Annotated in this window: 14 protein-coding genes; 5 read left to right on the top strand and 9 right to left on the bottom strand. The window is 56.2% G+C overall.

What is annotated here, in order from left to right:
- Nucleotides 1-3: 3 nt before the first annotated feature.
- The 4 genes from ppx to purM all read right to left on the bottom strand — a co-directional run bounded on the left by ppx (nucleotide 4) and on the right by purM (nucleotide 5,482).
- On the bottom strand, nucleotides 4-1,542 hold the full coding sequence (gene ppx, locus ACOTXR_RS12275) for an exopolyphosphatase (protein ID WP_014884781.1): 1,539 nt from the start codon (nucleotides 1,540-1,542) through the stop codon (nucleotides 4-6).
- A gap of 3 nt (nucleotides 1,543-1,545) precedes the next feature.
- On the bottom strand, nucleotides 1,546-3,606 hold the full coding sequence (ppk1, locus tag ACOTXR_RS12270) for a polyphosphate kinase 1 (protein ID WP_014884780.1): 2,061 nt from the start codon (nucleotides 3,604-3,606) through the stop codon (nucleotides 1,546-1,548).
- Nucleotides 3,607-3,806: 200 nt separating this feature from the next.
- Nucleotides 3,807-4,448, bottom strand: a complete 642-nt coding sequence (purN, locus tag ACOTXR_RS12265; protein WP_014884779.1) for a phosphoribosylglycinamide formyltransferase — start codon at nucleotides 4,446-4,448, stop codon at nucleotides 3,807-3,809.
- On the bottom strand, nucleotides 4,445-5,482 hold the full coding sequence (purM, locus tag ACOTXR_RS12260) for a phosphoribosylformylglycinamidine cyclo-ligase (RefSeq protein ID WP_421767037.1): 1,038 nt from the start codon (nucleotides 5,480-5,482) through the stop codon (nucleotides 4,445-4,447). Before purM ends, purN begins: the two co-directional genes overlap by 4 nt.
- Before the next feature lie 266 nt (nucleotides 5,483-5,748).
- On the opposite strand from purM, the gene ACOTXR_RS12255 reads away from it, so the two are divergent.
- The 4 genes from ACOTXR_RS12255 to ACOTXR_RS12240 all read left to right on the top strand — a co-directional run bounded on the left by ACOTXR_RS12255 (nucleotide 5,749) and on the right by ACOTXR_RS12240 (nucleotide 10,192).
- Complete coding sequence (locus ACOTXR_RS12255) at nucleotides 5,749-7,179, top strand: 6-phospho-beta-glucosidase (protein WP_014884777.1); 1,431 nt, start codon at nucleotides 5,749-5,751, stop codon at nucleotides 7,177-7,179.
- Between the two features lie 216 nt (nucleotides 7,180-7,395).
- Complete coding sequence (gene upp, locus ACOTXR_RS12250; RefSeq protein WP_008501641.1) at nucleotides 7,396-8,022, top strand: uracil phosphoribosyltransferase; 627 nt, start codon at nucleotides 7,396-7,398, stop codon at nucleotides 8,020-8,022.
- Between the two features lie 83 nt (nucleotides 8,023-8,105).
- Nucleotides 8,106-9,395, top strand: coding sequence for a uracil permease (uraA, locus tag ACOTXR_RS12245; protein WP_023337593.1), 1,290 nt, complete (start codon nucleotides 8,106-8,108; stop codon nucleotides 9,393-9,395).
- A gap of 95 nt (nucleotides 9,396-9,490) precedes the next feature.
- The gene (locus ACOTXR_RS12240) at nucleotides 9,491-10,192 is read left to right on the top strand and encodes a DnaA inactivator Hda (RefSeq protein WP_213014348.1); all 702 of its coding nucleotides are present in this window, start codon (nucleotides 9,491-9,493) and stop codon (nucleotides 10,190-10,192) included.
- A gap of 86 nt (nucleotides 10,193-10,278) precedes the next feature.
- On the opposite strand, the gene ACOTXR_RS12235 is transcribed toward ACOTXR_RS12240, so the two are convergent.
- Genes ACOTXR_RS12235 through celB form a run of 3 tightly spaced genes read right to left on the bottom strand, consistent with a single transcriptional unit; the run spans nucleotide 10,279 to nucleotide 13,976 of the window.
- Entirely contained in the window at nucleotides 10,279-11,697 is a 1,419-nt protein-coding gene (locus tag ACOTXR_RS12235) for a leucyl aminopeptidase family protein (RefSeq protein WP_058691221.1), read from the bottom strand.
- Nucleotides 11,697-12,653, bottom strand: coding sequence for a N(4)-(beta-N-acetylglucosaminyl)-L-asparaginase (locus ACOTXR_RS12230; RefSeq protein ID WP_078309317.1), 957 nt, complete (start codon nucleotides 12,651-12,653; stop codon nucleotides 11,697-11,699). The genes ACOTXR_RS12235 and ACOTXR_RS12230 overlap by 1 nt, the downstream gene beginning before the upstream one ends.
- A gap of 3 nt (nucleotides 12,654-12,656) precedes the next feature.
- Nucleotides 12,657-13,976, bottom strand: a complete 1,320-nt coding sequence (gene celB / locus ACOTXR_RS12225) for a PTS cellobiose transporter subunit IIC (RefSeq protein ID WP_023337590.1) — start codon at nucleotides 13,974-13,976, stop codon at nucleotides 12,657-12,659.
- Nucleotides 13,977-14,122: 146 nt separating this feature from the next.
- On the opposite strand from celB, the gene ACOTXR_RS12220 reads away from it, so the two are divergent.
- The gene (locus tag ACOTXR_RS12220) at nucleotides 14,123-14,947 is read left to right on the top strand and encodes a transcriptional regulator (protein ID WP_014884772.1); all 825 of its coding nucleotides are present in this window, start codon (nucleotides 14,123-14,125) and stop codon (nucleotides 14,945-14,947) included.
- Here ACOTXR_RS12220 and arsC read toward each other — a convergent pair.
- Both arsC and bepA read right to left on the bottom strand, forming a co-directional pair.
- Complete coding sequence (gene arsC / locus ACOTXR_RS12215; protein WP_045281130.1) at nucleotides 14,944-15,300, bottom strand: arsenate reductase (glutaredoxin); 357 nt, start codon at nucleotides 15,298-15,300, stop codon at nucleotides 14,944-14,946. The two genes, ACOTXR_RS12220 and arsC, sit on opposite strands and share 4 nt — an antisense overlap.
- 13 nt (nucleotides 15,301-15,313) lie before the next feature.
- Nucleotides 15,314-16,777 (bottom strand): beta-barrel assembly-enhancing protease, encoded by a 1,464-nt coding sequence (bepA, locus tag ACOTXR_RS12210; protein ID WP_222834612.1) that lies wholly within the window; start codon nucleotides 16,775-16,777, stop codon nucleotides 15,314-15,316.
- Between the last annotated feature and the right edge of the window lie 36 nt (nucleotides 16,778-16,813).

Raw genomic sequence — 16,813 nt, 5'->3', positions numbered from 1 at the left:
TCATCATGCGGCGACGTCGGCGCTCTCTTCCTTGATTTTGAGCATCCAGCCGGTGACCGCTTCCCAGTACTGCTGCTCTTTTTCCAGATCCAGCAGGACCAGCGCGTTCTGGCTGAACCAGTCGTGCGGGAAGCTCAGCGTCCAGTGGTGATCGTCGGTTGTCAGCTTCAGCGTCGGCGGCGTCGTGGTGGCCTGACGCTGGTTATTGAGCAGCACGCCCAGACGCAGCAGCTGGATGAGCGGCAGGAACTGCTTCTTCTTGAACAGCGTGAAGCGCGGCAGATCGTCGAGCTTGATGGCCTTGCGGTGATAACGCACCAGCGTCGCCATCATGGTTTGCTGCTCCTGGTTAAAGCCAGGCAGATCGCTGTTTTGCAGAATATAGGCCGAATGGCGGTGCATTCCGCTGTGATTAATGTTCAGCCCCACCTCGTGCAGCATCGCGGCCCATTTCAGCAGGGCGGCAAGCTGCGGGTGCGCGAGCTTAGGATTCTGTTCTTCCCACTGTTCGTACATCTGGACCGTTGTTTCCAGCACGCGCTTCGCCTGCTCGCGGTCGATGTTGTACTGGTTGGCCAGGCTTTGCGCGGTGCGGCTGCGAATGTCCTGATGGCGGAAGCGGCCTTCCATCTCATACAGCACGCCTTCACGCAGCGCACCGTCGGAGAGACGCAGCTCCTTAATGGCAAGCGCATCAAACACGCCGCAGAGGATAGCCAGACCCGGTACAAATACCGCCTTACGTTCGTCAGAAAGACCCGGCAGGCTTAGGGCATCAAAACTTTTATGCTTCAGCACTTCTTCGGTCAGCAGGGTCAGGCGTTCAGGCGTGATAAACCCGTCTTTTTCACCCATTGCCAGCAGGACTTCATGCGCCGCCTTGATGGTACCCGACGCGCCCAGCGCCACGTTCCAGCCCTGAATACGGTACTGCCAGGCCAGATTTTCCAGCTTCTGGACCGCGGCCATACGCGCCCGCTGGAAGTTTTCACGGGTGATGGCGCCGCCCGGGAAATACATCTGCGCGAAGCTGACGCAGCCCATACGGCGGCTTTCCACCAGACGCGGCTCAAAGTCTTCGCCGATCACCAGTTCCGTAGAACCCCCGCCAATGTCGATAACCAGCTTGCGCCCTTTTTCCGGCTGGGTGTGCTCAACACCCATGAAAATCAGACGCGCTTCCTCGTTACCGGAGATGATCTCAATCGGGTAGGGGATCACTTTTTCGGCTCGCTTGAGGAACTCCGGGGCGTTCAGCGCCTGGCGCAGCGTGTGGGTCCCCACAATGCAAACGCTGGAAGGCGAGAAGCCCTGCAGGCGCTCAGCAAACAGGGACAGGCAGTTTAAGCCGCGCTCCATCGCCTCTTCGCTCAGCATGCTGCGTTCATCAAGACCATCCGCCAGGTGTACGCGCTGCTTCAGACGACCGATGATCTGCAGCGCGCCATCCACCTCACGGGCGATGACCATGTGGAAACTGTTAGAGCCAAGATCGACCGCGGCGAATTCCTGCGGGCGTGGGGTCTTATCATTTATCGGCATAGGTTAATCGGGTTGCTCGAGTGATTTGATATAGTCGTAAATCGCCAGTTGCGACCGCACTTTACGACGATTGCCGCGCGGTACATAGCGGTTACTGAGTTCTTTGTCGATATAGCGCGCTTTCACCGTATCACTGAATAGGATCTCGATAATGTCGAGGATACGCTGTTTCAGGCGCGGATCCAGCAGCGGGGTCGCGACTTCAATTCGATAGTCAATATTGCGCGTCATCCAGTCTGCCGAAGAGAGATAGACCTGTTTATCACCCGCATTATCGAAAATATAGACCCGATCGTGTTCCAGGTAGCGATCAACAATGCTGATAACGCGAATATTGTCGCTGATGCCTTCCAGTTCCGGGATCAGCGAGCACATGCCGCGGATCAGCAGGTTAACCGGCACGCCGGAGCTGGACGCCGCATACAGACGGTCCACCAGACCTTTATCGACCAGGTTGTTAAGCTTCAGCGTGATGCCAGATGACAAACCTTTCTGGGCATTGGCGATCTCTTTATCGATCATATCGTACAGCAGGCGGCGCGAGTTCTGCGGCGAGACCAGCAGATAGTCAAAGCTCACCGGGCGGTACGGGTTCTCAATAAAGTTAAATACACGGCGCACTTCGTTAGTGATGCGGGCGTCGGCGGTGAGCAGCGAGTAGTCGGTGTAAATCCGCGCCGTTTTCTCGTTGAAGTTCCCGGTTCCGATGTGGGCATAACGCACCACGTCTTCGCCCTCTTTACGGGAGATCAGGAACAGCTTGGCGTGAATTTTCAGCCCAGGCGCGGAGAAGATGACGTGCACACCCGCTTCCGTCAGACGGCGTGCCCAGTGAATGTTGGCTTCTTCATCGAAACGTGCCTGCAGCTCTACTACCACGGTCACTTTTTTGCCGTTGTGCGCCGCATGGATCATCGCGTCGATGATGCGGGAATCTTTTGCCACGCGGTAGATGTTGATTTTGATCGCCAGCACGCTCGGGTCGAAAGAGGCCTGACGCAGCAGTTCAAGTACGTGTTCAAACGTGTGGTAAGGATAGTAGAGCAGGACGTCACGTTCGCGAATGGCGTCAAACCCGTTGCGGAATTTATCAAACCAGAGATGGCGCAGGCGCGGCAGCGGCTTGTTCACCAGGTTGGCTTTGCCAACGTTCGGGAAGCCAATAAAGTCTTTAAAGTTGTGGTAACGGCCACCGGGTACGATGGAGTCATAGCGCGAAATGGTCAGTTTCTCGCGCAGCATCTCCACCATGGCGTCCGGCATATCGCGCTGGTAAACAAAGCGGACCGGCTCGGCCGTCAGGCGCTGTTTCAGGCTGGAGGACATCAGCTCCATCAGGCTGGCTTCCATCTCGTGGACCAGGTCGTATTCGGCGTCACGGGTCATCTTCATCGAGTAGGCGTTTAGCGCATCGTAGTCGAAGAAGCCTTTGAAGATGTCGTCCAGACAGTAACGCAGGATGTTATCCAGCAGGATCATTGGCTTGCGTCTGCGCGGGGTTTCCGGCGGCAGGTTCACAAAGCGCGGCACCTTGTCGGACGGGATCTCCAGCAGCGCGTAGCTGATGGACTCACCGCGAATAATTTCCACGGCCAGATAGGTGTAGTCATCCTTCAGGAACTGCACCAGGTCGGTTTCGCGGTTAATCAGAATCGGGGTAATGTGCTGGCGGAGATAATGTTTGAAGTAGTGGCGCAGCCAGTTTTGTTGGTTAACGGAAAGCTGACGTTCGTTAATCAGGAAGATTTGATTGCGCGCCATCTCCAGCAGCAGTTCGTTATACAGGCCGTCAAACTCCTGATCGGCTTTCAACACGCGGGACTGGATTTTACCCAGCAGATGACGCGAGTGAGAATTTAAGCCCTGTTCTTCGCTGATGATGATCCGTCTTTTCAGCTCGGCAAAGCGAACCTTGTAGAACTCATCCAGGTTGTTGGAATAAATGCCCAAAAAACGCATGCGTTCGATCAGCGGGTTACTTTTGTCGGCCGCTTCCTGGAGTACACGTTCGTTAAATGCTAACCAGCTTAGCTCTTTCTCGATATATAACTTTTCCTGACCCATTACAGCTCACACTCCAGTTCAATCACAGGACGTGGTAAATCCGTCTCGTCCTTATTATGGCGAGCATTTCCACGATATGTCCAACAGTGCCAGAAAAGTATGACAGTTATTTTTTTTGTTGGGGATTTTAGAGAGTTGGGGGAGGCAATATCGGGTAATGCAATAAGTCGGGTAAGCGTAGCGCCACCCGACATAACAAACTACTCTTCGGCCGCATAACCCTGAGGCGGAAGCTTAACGCCGTCCAGCCAGGCTGCACCGTCGCGCATTTCAAGACGCCCGTCAACAAACCAGCTGACCACCAGCGGGTAGATGGCGTGTTCCTGGGTTTGCACGCGCTCGGTCACGTCGTCTTCGTTGTCGCCATCAAAGACCGGGACTTTCGCCTGCAGGATCACCGGGCCACCGTCCAGTTCGTCAGTGACGAAATGCACAGAGGTACCGTGCTCCTCATCGCCATTTTCCAGCACCTGACGGTGTGTGTGCAGGCCGGGATATTTTGGCAGCAGGGAAGGGTGGATATTCAGAAGTCGCCCGGCGAAGTGTTCGACAAACGCCGGGCTCAGAATACGCATATAGCCCGCCAGTACGACCACGTCCGGTGCATAGGCATCAATCTCGTTAACCAGTTCGCGGTCGAAGGCTTCACGCCCGGCGAACTGGCTGGCTTCCAGCGCGTGCGCGGGAATGCTCTCTTGCCGCGCGCGCTCAAGGCCGAACGCGTCGGCCTTGTTGCTGAATACTGCCCGAATGGTGCCGTTAATTTTCTTCTGTTTGCAGGCGTCTATGATGGCCTGCAAATTACTTCCGTTGCCGGAAATGAGCACCACGATGTTTTTCATTCAATGACCACACGCTCTTCGGAATCGGAGGCTTTAATCGTACCGATTTTCCACGCGTTTTCACCTTTCTCGGTCAACAGCTTAACCGCTTTATCGGCTTCGCTTGCTGGCAGGGCGATAACCATGCCCACGCCGCAGTTAAAGGTGCGGTACATTTCGTGAGAACTCACGTTGCCTGCGGTCTGCAGCCAGTTAAAGACTGCCGGCCACTGCCATGAGGATTCGTCGATCACCGCCTGGGTGTTATCCGGCAGGACGCGCGGAATGTTTTCCCAGAAGCCGCCGCCGGTCAGGTGGGCAATGGCGTGAACGTCAACGTTCTCGATAAGCTCCAGCACGTTTTTCACGTAGATGCGGGTCGGGGCCAGCAGATGGTCAGCCAGCGGTTTACCTTCAAGCTCAGTGGTTTGTGGGTCGCAACCGCTGACTTCGAGAATTTTACGCACCAGAGAGTAGCCGTTGGAGTGTGGGCCGCTGGAAGCCAGCGCAATCAGCACATCACCATCAGCCACTTTGCTGCCGTCGAGAATTTCTGATTTTTCTACTACACCGACGCAGAAGCCTGCGACGTCATAATCTTCGCCGTGATACATGCCAGGCATTTCCGCGGTTTCACCGCCCACCAGCGCGCAGCCGGACTGCAGACAGCCTTCGGCGATACCGTTAATGACGCTGGCTGCGGTATCCACATCCAGTTTGCCGGTCGCGTAGTAATCGAGGAAGAACAGGGGTTCTGCACCCTGAACCACCAGGTCATTCACGCACATCGCAACCAGATCGATACCGATCGTGTCGTGACGTTTTAAATCCATCGCCAGGCGCAGTTTGGTGCCTACGCCGTCAGTTCCCGAGACCAGAACAGGTTCACGATATTTTTGCGGCAGCGCGCACAGTGCGCCGAATCCACCCAGACCACCCATCACTTCCGGGCGGCGGGTTTTTTTCACCACACCTTTGATTCGGTCAACCAGCGCATTACCTGCGTCAATATCAACACCGGCATCTTTGTAGCTGAGAGAAGTTTTGTTGGTCACGGCTCAAGTCCCCACGCGATTGCATAGCTAGTAAGAAAAATCGGCGCAATTCTAACAGTCCAGGCAAACGTTTGCGAGCCTATTCTCGGTGCAGGGATCTTTTTTTCTCTCTGGCCATTGCGGGGCAACAAACTTGACTCTGTTCACGAAAATGAAACCGGTTTCGGCGATCTGCTTGCAACGGATAACCCCTTTGCACATCATCGAACTGAAACCGGTTTCTGTAATTGTTTTTGCAGAAAATAACGCAGAATGAGGGAAAGCGAATGTCAGGATTTAAAGCAGATTTTCTGTGGGGTGGTGCCGTTGCGGCGCATCAGCTGGAAGGCGGCTGGAAAGAGGGCGGCAAGGGCGTAAGCGTTGCCGACGTCATGACGGCGGGTGCGCATGGCGTACCGCGTGAAATCACCAACGGCGTGCTGGAAGGGAAGAATTACCCTAACCATGAAGCCATTGATTTCTACCATCGTTATAAAGAAGACATCAGACTCTTTGCCGAGATGGGGTTCAAATGTTTCCGTACCTCCATCGCCTGGACGCGTATCTTCCCGAAAGGCGACGAGCGGGAGCCTAATGAGGCTGGCCTGAAATTCTATGACGATCTGTTCGACGAATGCCTGAAGTACGGCATCGAACCGGTTATTACGCTTTCTCACTTCGAGATGCCTTTCCACCTGGTGACGGAATACGGCGGCTGGCGCAACCGTAAGCTGATCGACTTTTTCGTTCGTTTTGCAAAAGTGGTCTTCCAGCGCTATCAGCATAAAGTGAAATACTGGATGACCTTCAATGAGATCAACAACCAGGCTAACTTCCACGAAGATTTTGCGCCGTTCACCAACTCCGGGTTGAAGTATGCGCCGGGTGAAGACCGTGAGCCGGTCATGTTCCAGGCCGCGCACTACGAGCTGGTGGCCAGCGCCCTGGCGGTGAAGGCGGGACGCGAAATTAATCCGTCGCTGCAGATCGGCTGCATGATTGCTATGTGTCCTATCTATCCGCTGACCTGCGCGCCGGACGATATGATGATGGCGATGAATGCGATGCACCGTCGCTACTGGTTTACCGACGTGCACGTCCGCGGTAAGTACCCGCAGCATCTGCTCAACTACTTTGAACGTCGCGGGTTCGCGCTGGATATTACCGATGAGGATAAAGCAGCGCTGCGCCAGGGTTGCGTTGATTATATCGGCTTCAGCTATTACATGTCCTTTGCCACCAAGGCGACGGCGGACAACCCGCAGCTTGATTACGACGAGAGCAAGAGCCTGGTCTCTAACCCGTATGTGCAGAAATCCGACTGGGGCTGGCAGATTGACCCGGTTGGGCTGCGCTACTCCCTGAACTGGTTCTGGGATCACTACCAGTTGCCGCTGTTCATTGTTGAAAACGGCTTTGGCGCGATTGACGTGCAGGAGAGTGACGGCACGGTAAACGATCGGTACCGCATTGATTACCTTTCTGCGCACATCCGCGAGATGAAAAAAGCGGTGGTGGAAGATGGTGTAGACCTGATGGGCTACACCCCGTGGGGCTGTATCGACCTTGTGTCTGCCGGCACCGGTGAAATGAAAAAACGCTACGGCTTTATCTTTGTTGATAAAGACAACGAAGGGAACGGCACGCTGAACCGCAGCAAGAAAAAGTCCTTCGACTGGTATAAGCAGGTGATTGCGAGCAACGGCGAGCAGCTATAATTGCCCGGTGGCGCTGCACTTACCGGGCCTACGGGATTTGTAGGCCGGGTAAGCGTTAGCGCCACCCGGCAGAACCCCGCACCCAAGCCGGAGCCTTGCCTCCGGCTTTTTTGTCTTTGATTGACATATGTCAAGCAAGATGGGTATGGCGCAATCCGAAAAAAGCGGTATAATCCCGCGATTTTTTTGCGGATGCCACCTCAGAGGAGAAAGAGAATGAAGATTGTGGAAGTGAAACACCCACTCGTTAAACACAAGTTGGGCCTGATGCGTGAGCATGACATCAGCACGAAGCGTTTTCGCGAACTGGCTTCTGAAGTGGGCAGCCTGCTGACCTACGAAGCAACCTCTGATCTGGAAACGGAAAAAGTCACCATCGAAGGCTGGAACGGCCCGGTGCAGGTTGAGCAGATCAAAGGGAAGAAAATTACCGTCGTGCCTATCCTGCGTGCCGGTCTGGGTATGATGGAAGGCGTGCTGGAGCACGTACCAAGCGCGCGCATCAGCGTGGTCGGTATCTACCGTAATGAAGAGACGCTGGAGCCGGTTCCTTACTTCCAGAAGCTGGTGTCCAACATCGACGAACGTATGGCGCTGGTGGTTGACCCTATGCTGGCGACCGGCGGTTCAATGATCGCCACCATCGACCTGCTGAAAAAAGCGGGCTGCAGCAGCATTAAGGTGCTGGTACTCGTTGCGGCACCGGAAGGGATCGCGGCGCTGGAAAAAGCGCACCCGGACGTTGAGCTGTACACCGCCTCTATCGACCAGGGTCTTAACGAGCACGGATACATCATCCCGGGGCTCGGCGATGCCGGCGATAAGATCTTTGGTACGAAATAATCGAATAACGATAAAAAAGCCGACTTTGATAGTCGGCTTTTTTTTGAATAAAACACCAACAACAAAACTCAGAGGAAAACACTATGACGCGCCGTGCTATCGGGGTGAGTGAAAGACCGCCGCTTTTACAGACTATCCCGCTTAGTTTGCAGCACCTGTTCGCCATGTTTGGCGCAACCGTGCTGGTGCCAATCCTGTTTCACATTAACCCGGCTACCGTGCTGCTGTTCAACGGCATCGGTACGCTGATGTACCTCTTTATCTGTAAAGGCAAAATCCCGGCGTATCTCGGGTCGAGCTTCGCCTTTATCTCTCCGGTGCTATTGCTGCTGCCGCTGGGTTATGAAGTGGCGCTGGGCGGCTTTATCATGTGTGGCGTACTGTTCTGCCTGGTCTCCTTCATTGTGAAGAAAGCCGGTACCGGCTGGCTGGACGTGATGTTCCCCCCTGCGGCGATGGGCGCAATCGTTGCCGTCATCGGTCTCGAACTGGCGGGCGTGGCGGCGAATATGGCCGGTCTGCTGCCTGCGGACGGGCAATCGCCGGATTCTAAAACCATCATTATCTCGATGGTGACGCTGGGCGTGACGGTGTTTGGCTCCGTGCTGTTCCGCGGCTTTATGGCGATTATCCCGATCCTGATCGGCGTGCTGGCGGGCTATGCGCTCTCCTTCGTGATGGGCGTGGTGGATACCACACCGATTGCCGAGGCGCACTGGTTCGCGCTGCCAACCTTCTACACCCCGCGCTTCGAGTGGTTTGCTATCTTCACCATTCTGCCCGCCGCACTGGTCGTGATTGCGGAGCACGTCGGCCACCTGGTGGTAACGGCGAACATCGTTAAGCGTGATTTAATCCGCGACCCGGGTCTGCACCGCTCCATGTTTGCGAACGGTTTCTCCACCATCATCTCCGGTTTCTTCGGATCCACGCCAAACACCACGTACGGTGAGAACATCGGCGTGATGGCAATCACCCGCGTCTACAGCACCTGGGTTATTGGCGGCGCGGCGATTATTGCCATTCTGCTCTCCTGCGTGGGTAAGCTGGCGGCAGCGATTCAGATCATCCCGGTGCCGGTCATGGGCGGCGTCTCGCTGCTGCTGTACGGGGTAATCGGTGCCTCCGGGATTCGCGTGCTGATTGAATCGAAAGTGGATTACAGCAAAGCGCAGAACCTGATCCTCACCTCGGTCATTCTGATTATCGGCGTGAGCGGTGCGAAGGTGCACATCGGTGCGGCCGAGCTGAAAGGCATGGCGCTGGCGACCATCGTCGGCGTGGGCCTGAGCCTGATTTTCAAGCTGATCTCGGTGATCCGCCCGGAAGAGGTGGTACTGGACGCTGACGAAAGCGAAAAAGCGCCACATTGATCCTTTAACCGGGTGGACGATCCGCCCGGTTCTCTCCTTGCTGGTTCCGTGTTAAACTCCGTTCCGATTTTACGTAAGATCTGGTTGAGGTACTTCTGAACGGACCGGCACAGCTCTCTCTGCCACTCTATCTCCCTGACGATGAAACTTTTGCGAGTTTCTGGCCGGGTGATAACCCCTCTTTACTGGCTGCACTGCAAAACGTGCTGCGCCAGGAGCACAGCGGATACATCTATATCTGGTCACGCGAAGGCGCGGGGCGCAGCCACCTGTTGCATGCCGCCTGCGCGGAGCTTTCGGCGCGCGGTGATGCGGTAGGCTATGTGCCGCTGGATAAACGTACCTGGTTCGTGCCTGACGTGCTGGAGGGAATGGAACATCTCTCCCTGGTCTGCATCGATAATATCGAATGCGTGGCGGGGGATGAGCCGTGGGAAATGGCGATCTTTAACCTCTATAACCGCATTCTGGAGTCGGGCAAAACCCGACTGCTGATCACCGGCGATCGTCCACCGCGCCAGCTCAATCTTGGGTTGCCGGATCTGGCGTCACGTCTGGACTGGGGGCAAATCTACAAGCTCCAGCCGCTGTCGGATGAAGATAAGCTTCAGGCATTACAGCTGCGCGCAAAGCAGCGTGGCTTTGAGCTGCCGGAAGACGTGGGCCGTTTCCTGCTCAAGCGCCTGGACAGGGAAATGCGCACCCTGTTCGATACGCTCGATCAGCTCGATCGCGCTTCCATTACCGCCCAGCGCAAGCTGACCATTCCGTTTGTGAAAGATATCCTTAAGCTTTGAGTTTTTTGCCGGGTGGCGGCTGCGCCTTACCCGGCCTACAAGGGTGTGAAGGACTTTGTAGGCCCGGTAAGCGTAGCGCCACCGGGCTAAAGATCCTCCAACAGATGCTCTACCAGAAGTGGAATCGGCCGTCCTGATGCCACGCTCCGTCCACCTTCACGCCACAGCGCCGTGCCGCTGATATCCAGATGCGCCCACGGAATGGTTGGCGGGCAGAAGTGATGCAGCAACCACGCCGCCGAGGCGCTTATCGCCGCATTGTTGGTTGGCGTGTTGCACAGATCGGCGATGGCGCTGTCGGTCTGCTTTTTCAACCGCGCATCCAGCGGCAGGGACCACACTTCGTCGCCACTCTGTTTCCCTGCCTGCGTCAGCGCACTGCGCAGCGGTTCATCCTGCGTCATTAGCCCGCTTAGCTCATACCCCAGCGCCTTCACGACTGCACCGGTTAAGGTCGCCATATCAATAATATAGCGCGTCTGCGGATGCCGCTGGCTGGCCCAGGCGATGGCATCCGCCAGCACCAGTCGACCTTCAGCATCGGTATTGTTGATTTCAACCGTGGTGCCGTTGCAGGCTGTTGCCACCGTGCCGGGCTGCATGGCATTGGGGCCGATGGCATTTTCTGCCAGTGCCAGCACGCCCATGATGCGTACGGGTAATCCCAGCTCTGCCACGGTGAGCATCAGCCCCAGCACGTTAGCCGCCCCACACATGTCATATTTCATGGTGTACATGCCCGCACCTTCTTTCAGCCACAGACCGCCGGTATCAAAGGTGATGCCTTTTCCCACATAGCAGCGCACCGGGCCGTCGTGAGTGCCATCATAATGCATCGCCAGCAGACGTGGCGGGTAGCTCGCCCCTTTGCCCACGGCGTGCAGTAGACCCAGGCCGTGCTCAACAATCTCTTTTTCGTTGAGCACTTCGCAGCGCAGGGCGGGGAAGAGGGCGCAGAGCTTTAATGCCTCTTCTACCACAAACTGCGGCGTACACCGGTCAGAGGGGATATCCGCCAGACGTCGTGCCGCGACCATGCCGTGCGCGATAGCCTGCTGCTGGCGGAAAACACCCTCCAGCTTCGCCTGTTGTTCCGGCAGGCAGAGGGCGGTGATATGCGCAATACGGACGTCATCGTCGGTTTTCTTTAGCTGCAAATCGCTCAGCCGGTGCGCCTGATTAAAGAGAAAACGCAGCACTTGCGCCAGCACGACGTCGTCGATATTTGTCACGTCCAGCATCACATCGGGACTCACGGGTGAGGCCAGCAGCGGGCGCAGCGCCGTGAGCAATCCTTCTGTCAGGCTATCGTGCCAGAGCGCATCGGGGAGCAGCGTGATCCGGGCAAAAGGGGCGCAGCCAAAGCGGGCGTCAGCGATGCCGCTGGACTCGCGCATTTCCGCGATAAGCGCAGTTTGCGGCAAATGCGCACAGGCGGTGCGGGCGATGAAATGGCTTTGCGGCTTTGCGTCGGAAAGTGCGGTAATGAGTTGATATGTAATCATCATGACTCCTCAATCGGGGCGCGGATCCGCGCGGCATAGGCCTGCATCCATTCATCGTCTACCGCGTGATAATGCGTTTTTTCCCGCAGACGCTCTGTGCGATAAACGGTGAGAGGCTGTCGAGCCGTCGCCACCACAAACGAAAAGGTTTTGATATTCGTCGCGGCGCCGAACTCGCCCTTGTTATTCATGCACACCACGGAGAGATCGCCCGCGCGACCGAAGCGCGACATCAGCTTATCTTCCAGCTCGAACACCACTGAATCTGCGGCCTGCTGCGGCGACATGCCTTGCGCCATCCGGCGAACGATTTCGTAGCTGGTGCAGCCTTTCATCAGATCTTCACCGACGCCCGTGGCGGTAGCGGCACCGGTTTCGCTGTCGCAGTAAAAGCCGGAGCCGATAATGGGGGAATCCCCAATGCGGCCGCGTTTTTTCATAAACAGGCCGCTGGTGGAGGTGGCGACGCTCATGGAACCCTGCTTATCAAGACCGATAATGCCGACGGTATCGTGTCCGTCGTACGGACTTAAGCCTTTATCCAGCGTCTCGCGGCAGCGCTTGCGGTAGTGCTGCATGGCGCGCTCCGTGAGCATGGTTTTGTCGGCAAAGCCCTGGCTCAGTGCCCATTCACGTGCGCCCTGGCCGACCAGCAGGCTGTTGTAGCGCTGGCGGCTCAGCGCGTGCGCCACGCGCACCGGATTGGCGATATCCACCAGATTTCCTATGGCACCGAACGCCAGCGTGTCGCCGTCCATGTACGCCGCATCCAGCTCGACATCGCCGTTTTCGGTAGGCAGCCCGCCATAGCCGACGGATTTATACAGCGGGAAGTCTTCCACGGCAGCGACGGCATCCACCACCGCTGCTGAGACCGGTTTTCCCGCCGCCAGGGCAGATGCAGATTCCGTTACGCCTTCAAGCGCCATTCGCCAGGTTGCGATAATTCCCCACATGCTTTACTCCTGTTTTGCAAGGGTGGTGTCAGTTTGCGTGACCGTGCTCAGCTCCGCAGCACGGTACTGTTTGTCCACGATACGCATGAAAGGCAGGTACAACATGGCGCCAATCAGCAGGTTGATAAGCTGCATCACGCTGCCGCTCAGGTGCCCGGTAACGATAAAACCGCTGATGACCGGTGGCAGCGTCCAGGGGATAAACACCCCGGTGGTGACGGCGACCGCGCCAATTTTCATCGCCGCATACTGCACGGTAACCAGCACCAGCGGCACCAGGTTGAACGGAATAAGCATGATCGGGTTCATGATCACTGGCAGGCCAAACAGGATCGGCTCGTTAATGTTAAACACCGACGCCCCCGCGCCGAGGCGCGCCACTTCGCGCATGTTTTTACTGCGGGCGAAAATCAGCATCGCAATCACCAGCGACAGCGTGGCGCCCGCCCCCCCCATCCAGATCATGTCAAAAAACTGTTCAGTAATAATGTGCGGCGGAGTCGTGCCCGCCTGAATGGCGGCGATGTTATCGGTCTGGTTTTCCATCCACAGCGGACGAATGATGCCGTTGATCATCGAGCCGGAGTTAATCCCCACTGACCACAGAATAGTGATGCTGAATACGGTCATCAGCGCGCCAAAGTAAGAGGTGCCGTAGTGGCGTACCGGCGTGGCGACCACCTCGTAAATGAACTGATGGATGGTGTTGTAGTGGGTATTTTCGAAGATGATGCGGATACCCAGCACCAGTATCATGACCAGCAGGGCCGGGATCAGCGCCGCGAAGGACTCCTGCACCGCAGGCGGCACGCCGTCCGGCATTTTAATGACCAGATTTTTGCGCTTCAGCCAGCAGAACAGTTCCGTCCATAGCAGCGAACCGATCATCGCCACAAACAGCCCCTTGCTGCCAATCCACTCTACCGGTATGACGGTAATGCCGCCGTTTTCCGCCACTTTGATAAACGGCGTCAGGATTAAAAATGCGACCAATGCCAGGATGCCGCAGGAGATACGGTCCTCGCCATAGTGTTCGGCCAGGCGGAAGGCGACCAGGAAGCTGATAAACAGCGACATGGTGGAGAAGACCGCATTGAACGGAATTTCGATAATCGCGCTCCAGCTCTCACCAAAGGCCTGAGACATAAACTGCTGATAGGTTTGATTCGGGAACGACGAGATGACGAGCAGAATGGAGCCGACGATGATAAATGGCATGAATGAAACGTAGGCACCACGAATGGCCCCGAGATGGCGCTGCTGGGCCGTTTTCGCCGCCAGCGGCATCAGTTTTGCTTCAAGAAATCCCAGAACATTGTTCATTGTGAACTCCGTACAAGATTGAGGGGTGTTGTTTATGTTATGTCTGTGGATTATCAGTGAAGCGCGGTGAGCGAAAGGTGAAATCGGTCACAAAGCAATCGCTTTTATAATATAAATCTCATCAGATTAGTTTCAGGAGGATTGGAATGGAAATCAAACTGCACGCCAATGCCACCACCACGCCGCGCATCCGCCGCTACCTTCAGCAGTCTGATAAAAGCGACCGGGAACTGGCCGTTGAGCTGGGGATCTCGGTCACTACCGTCAGGCGCTGGCGCAACCGCGATCGGGTTTCGGATAACCACACTACGCCAAAAGTGATACACAAAGCGCTGAGACAAGAGCAGGTTGCGCTGGTTAATGCCCTGCGCGACATATCAGGTGCGCCATTAGATGAATTGCTGCAGATAGTTAACGACATCCTGGGCATCCCCGTCTCACGGGCAACGCTGAGTCGCTATCTCAAACCGGCACCCGCGAAACAAAAAGGGGCTTCGTTGCAGGGAAAAAAGGCGCTGAAAGCTGGCATCAGGCCGCATACGCTGCTGCTGTATCATCAGCCTTTGTCGCTGCATATGGATGATGGGGGCGAACAACACCTGCTCTGGGCGCGCGAACCGGTGAGCGGCTGGTGTTATGCCCGGCTCTATGCGGGTCTTTCACCGCAGTTGCTCACTACCTGGACGCGCGCGCTGCTGGAGGCCTGCCCCGCTGATATACAATCTGTTGAGACTTTCGGTTTTGAACCGACGCTGCCTGCACAAGACGTTGTTGTTAACGCTCATCCACACAAGCACAATGCGCTGCAGGTGGCGCTACCGCTCCGGGATATTATTCCGCGAGTGAATGATGAACCGGCTGGAGAGGTCGTTATCACGCTATGCGAGTTTTATAACCGGGGTAAAACGCAGAAAAAGCTGGGAGAAAGTACGCCGCAGGCGTTTCTGGAAGCGCTGCGGCGTAAGGACTAGAGGATGTCGAGGACATCTTCCGGCGGACGGCCGATGCGTGCTTTACCGTTTGCCACCACAATCGGGCGCTCAATCAGCTTTGGATTCTCAACCATCGCCTGAATCAGCTGGTCTTCGCTGAGGTACGTGTCGTCCAGATTCAGTGACTTATACAGATCTTCTTTCTGGCGCATCAGTTCGCGCGCGCTGCCCATTCCCAGCATGTGCAGCAGCTGACGAAGCGTCTGCGCGTCCGGCGGTGTGTCGAGATACAACACCACGTCAGGGTCGATACCGTTAGACTTCAGCAGGCTGAGCGTGTCGCGGCTCTTAGAGCAGCGAGGGTTATGATAAATTTTTACCGCGTCTGTCATGACTTCTCCTTGGTTACATCTTCTCGTACGGCTTAAAGCGTTGTTGCAGACTACGCAGCTGGTCGATACGCGCGTCGTAGCGGGCCTGTTGCAGGCTGCCGAGTTTGACCTGCGAGCCGGCACTGCTCAACAAGGAAATCGCCTGATCGAGGCGACCCGCCAGTGCCAGGCCTTCAGCACGCGCGGCCAGTTCCTGATCGCGGTTACCCAGTTGCCCCTGGGCCTGGGCGAGCAATTCCCAGCCGTTCTGGTCATCTTTATTGTTAAAGGTATAGCGGTTCAGGATGGTCACAGCCTCCGCTGGCTGACCGCCCTGTAGGTAAGCGTTAGCAAGGTTAAGCTGTAGCACCGGGTTGGTGCGTATGTCTTTCGCCCCTTTCAGGCGGTTAATCGCATCGGTGGTTTTCTTCTGCCCCAGATCGATATCCGTCGAGAGATCGAGATACCATGGGTTATTCGGATCTGCGGCCAGCAGGGGCTGCAGCGCTTTACGCGCGTCGTCGTATTTGCTGGCTTCCATCGCCTGTAATGCCTGGCCATATTGCGCGGCGTTTTTTTCACGCACGTTGCCTTTCGCCAGGGTGTCCAGCAGATCGCTGGTAAGCTGGTTACGCCCGGAGTTGTACATGCCGAGCGTTCGCACTTTCGCCATGTAGAAGTCCTGAGACGACTGCACGACGACCGGGCGCATCTGGTTGGCACGGTTACGTGCATCCGACAAACGGCTTTCCGGTAACGGGTGGGTGAGTAAAATTTCCGGGGGACGGGAAGAGTAACGTGCCTGATCGAGCAGTTTTTCCAGGAAGCTCGGCATGGCCTGCGGGTCAAAGCCCGAACGCTGTAAAACCTGAATGCCGATACGGTCCGCTTCCTGTTCGTTTTGCTGGGTGAAGCTGATCATCCCCTGACGCGTTCCGGCCAGCGTACCGGTCAGTGCCGCCATCCCCGCCTGTGGGCTGGCCATTGCGAGCAGAATAGAACCCAGCGCGCCCACCCAGGTGAGCGGGGCATTGCGCTTCTGGTCTTCCATTGCACGCGCCAGGTGGCGCTGGGTGACGTGTGAAATTTCGTGCGCCATCACCGAAGCCAGCTGGCTTTCGTTGTCAGAGTAGCGAAATAACGCCGAATGCAGCACCACGTTCCCGCCAAAGAAGGCGAAGGCGTTAATTTCGTCGTTATTGATTAAATAGAAATGGAAGGGCGTTTTGACCGAGTCGGCGTGCGCCACCAGACGCATCCCCAGCCCGTTAATATACTGTACCAGCAAAGGATCGTTAATCAGCGGGGCGCTGCCGCGCAGTTGGCGAACATAGTAATCGCCCATTTGCATCTCTTGCCCGATAGAGAGCGTGCTTCCTGCTGTGGTGCCCATGTCCGGCAATGAGTCGGACGAGTCAGCGAAAGCGGGCAACACCTGACCGACCGTCACTGCGGCAATCAGTGTTGCAACCAGTGTTTTTCTCAACTGCCTGAACATAACCACTGTCCTGTATGTTGGATGTGCTAATTTGAC

Origin of the sequence: Enterobacter cloacae complex sp. IR53030 (genome assembly GCF_049238365.1) — a bacterium.
Lineage (GTDB): Bacteria > Pseudomonadota > Gammaproteobacteria > Enterobacterales > Enterobacteriaceae > Enterobacter > Enterobacter kobei.
Note: the sequence above shows the minus strand (reverse complement) of the source record. Positions and strands in the feature narration are given on the sequence as shown.

Coding starts and splice junctions, on each gene's coding strand:
- ppx (WP_014884781.1), bottom strand. CDS start 1,542: ATGCCGATAAATGATAAGACCCCACGCCCGCAGGAATTCGCCGCGGTC.
- ppk1 (WP_014884780.1), bottom strand. CDS start 3,606: ATGGGTCAGGAAAAGTTATATATCGAGAAAGAGCTAAGCTGGTTAGCA.
- purN (WP_014884779.1), bottom strand. CDS start 4,448: ATGAAAAACATCGTGGTGCTCATTTCCGGCAACGGAAGTAATTTGCAG.
- ACOTXR_RS12255 (WP_014884777.1), top strand. CDS start 5,749: ATGTCAGGATTTAAAGCAGATTTTCTGTGGGGTGGTGCCGTTGCGGCG.
- upp (WP_008501641.1), top strand. CDS start 7,396: ATGAAGATTGTGGAAGTGAAACACCCACTCGTTAAACACAAGTTGGGC.
- uraA (WP_023337593.1), top strand. CDS start 8,106: ATGACGCGCCGTGCTATCGGGGTGAGTGAAAGACCGCCGCTTTTACAG.
- ACOTXR_RS12235 (WP_058691221.1), bottom strand. CDS start 11,697: ATGATTACATATCAACTCATTACCGCACTTTCCGACGCAAAGCCGCAA.
- ACOTXR_RS12230 (WP_078309317.1), bottom strand. CDS start 12,653: ATGTGGGGAATTATCGCAACCTGGCGAATGGCGCTTGAAGGCGTAACG.
- celB (WP_023337590.1), bottom strand. CDS start 13,976: ATGAACAATGTTCTGGGATTTCTTGAAGCAAAACTGATGCCGCTGGCG.
- ACOTXR_RS12220 (WP_014884772.1), top strand. CDS start 14,123: ATGGAAATCAAACTGCACGCCAATGCCACCACCACGCCGCGCATCCGC.
- arsC (WP_045281130.1), bottom strand. CDS start 15,300: ATGACAGACGCGGTAAAAATTTATCATAACCCTCGCTGCTCTAAGAGC.
- bepA (WP_222834612.1), bottom strand. CDS start 16,777: ATGTTCAGGCAGTTGAGAAAAACACTGGTTGCAACACTGATTGCCGCA.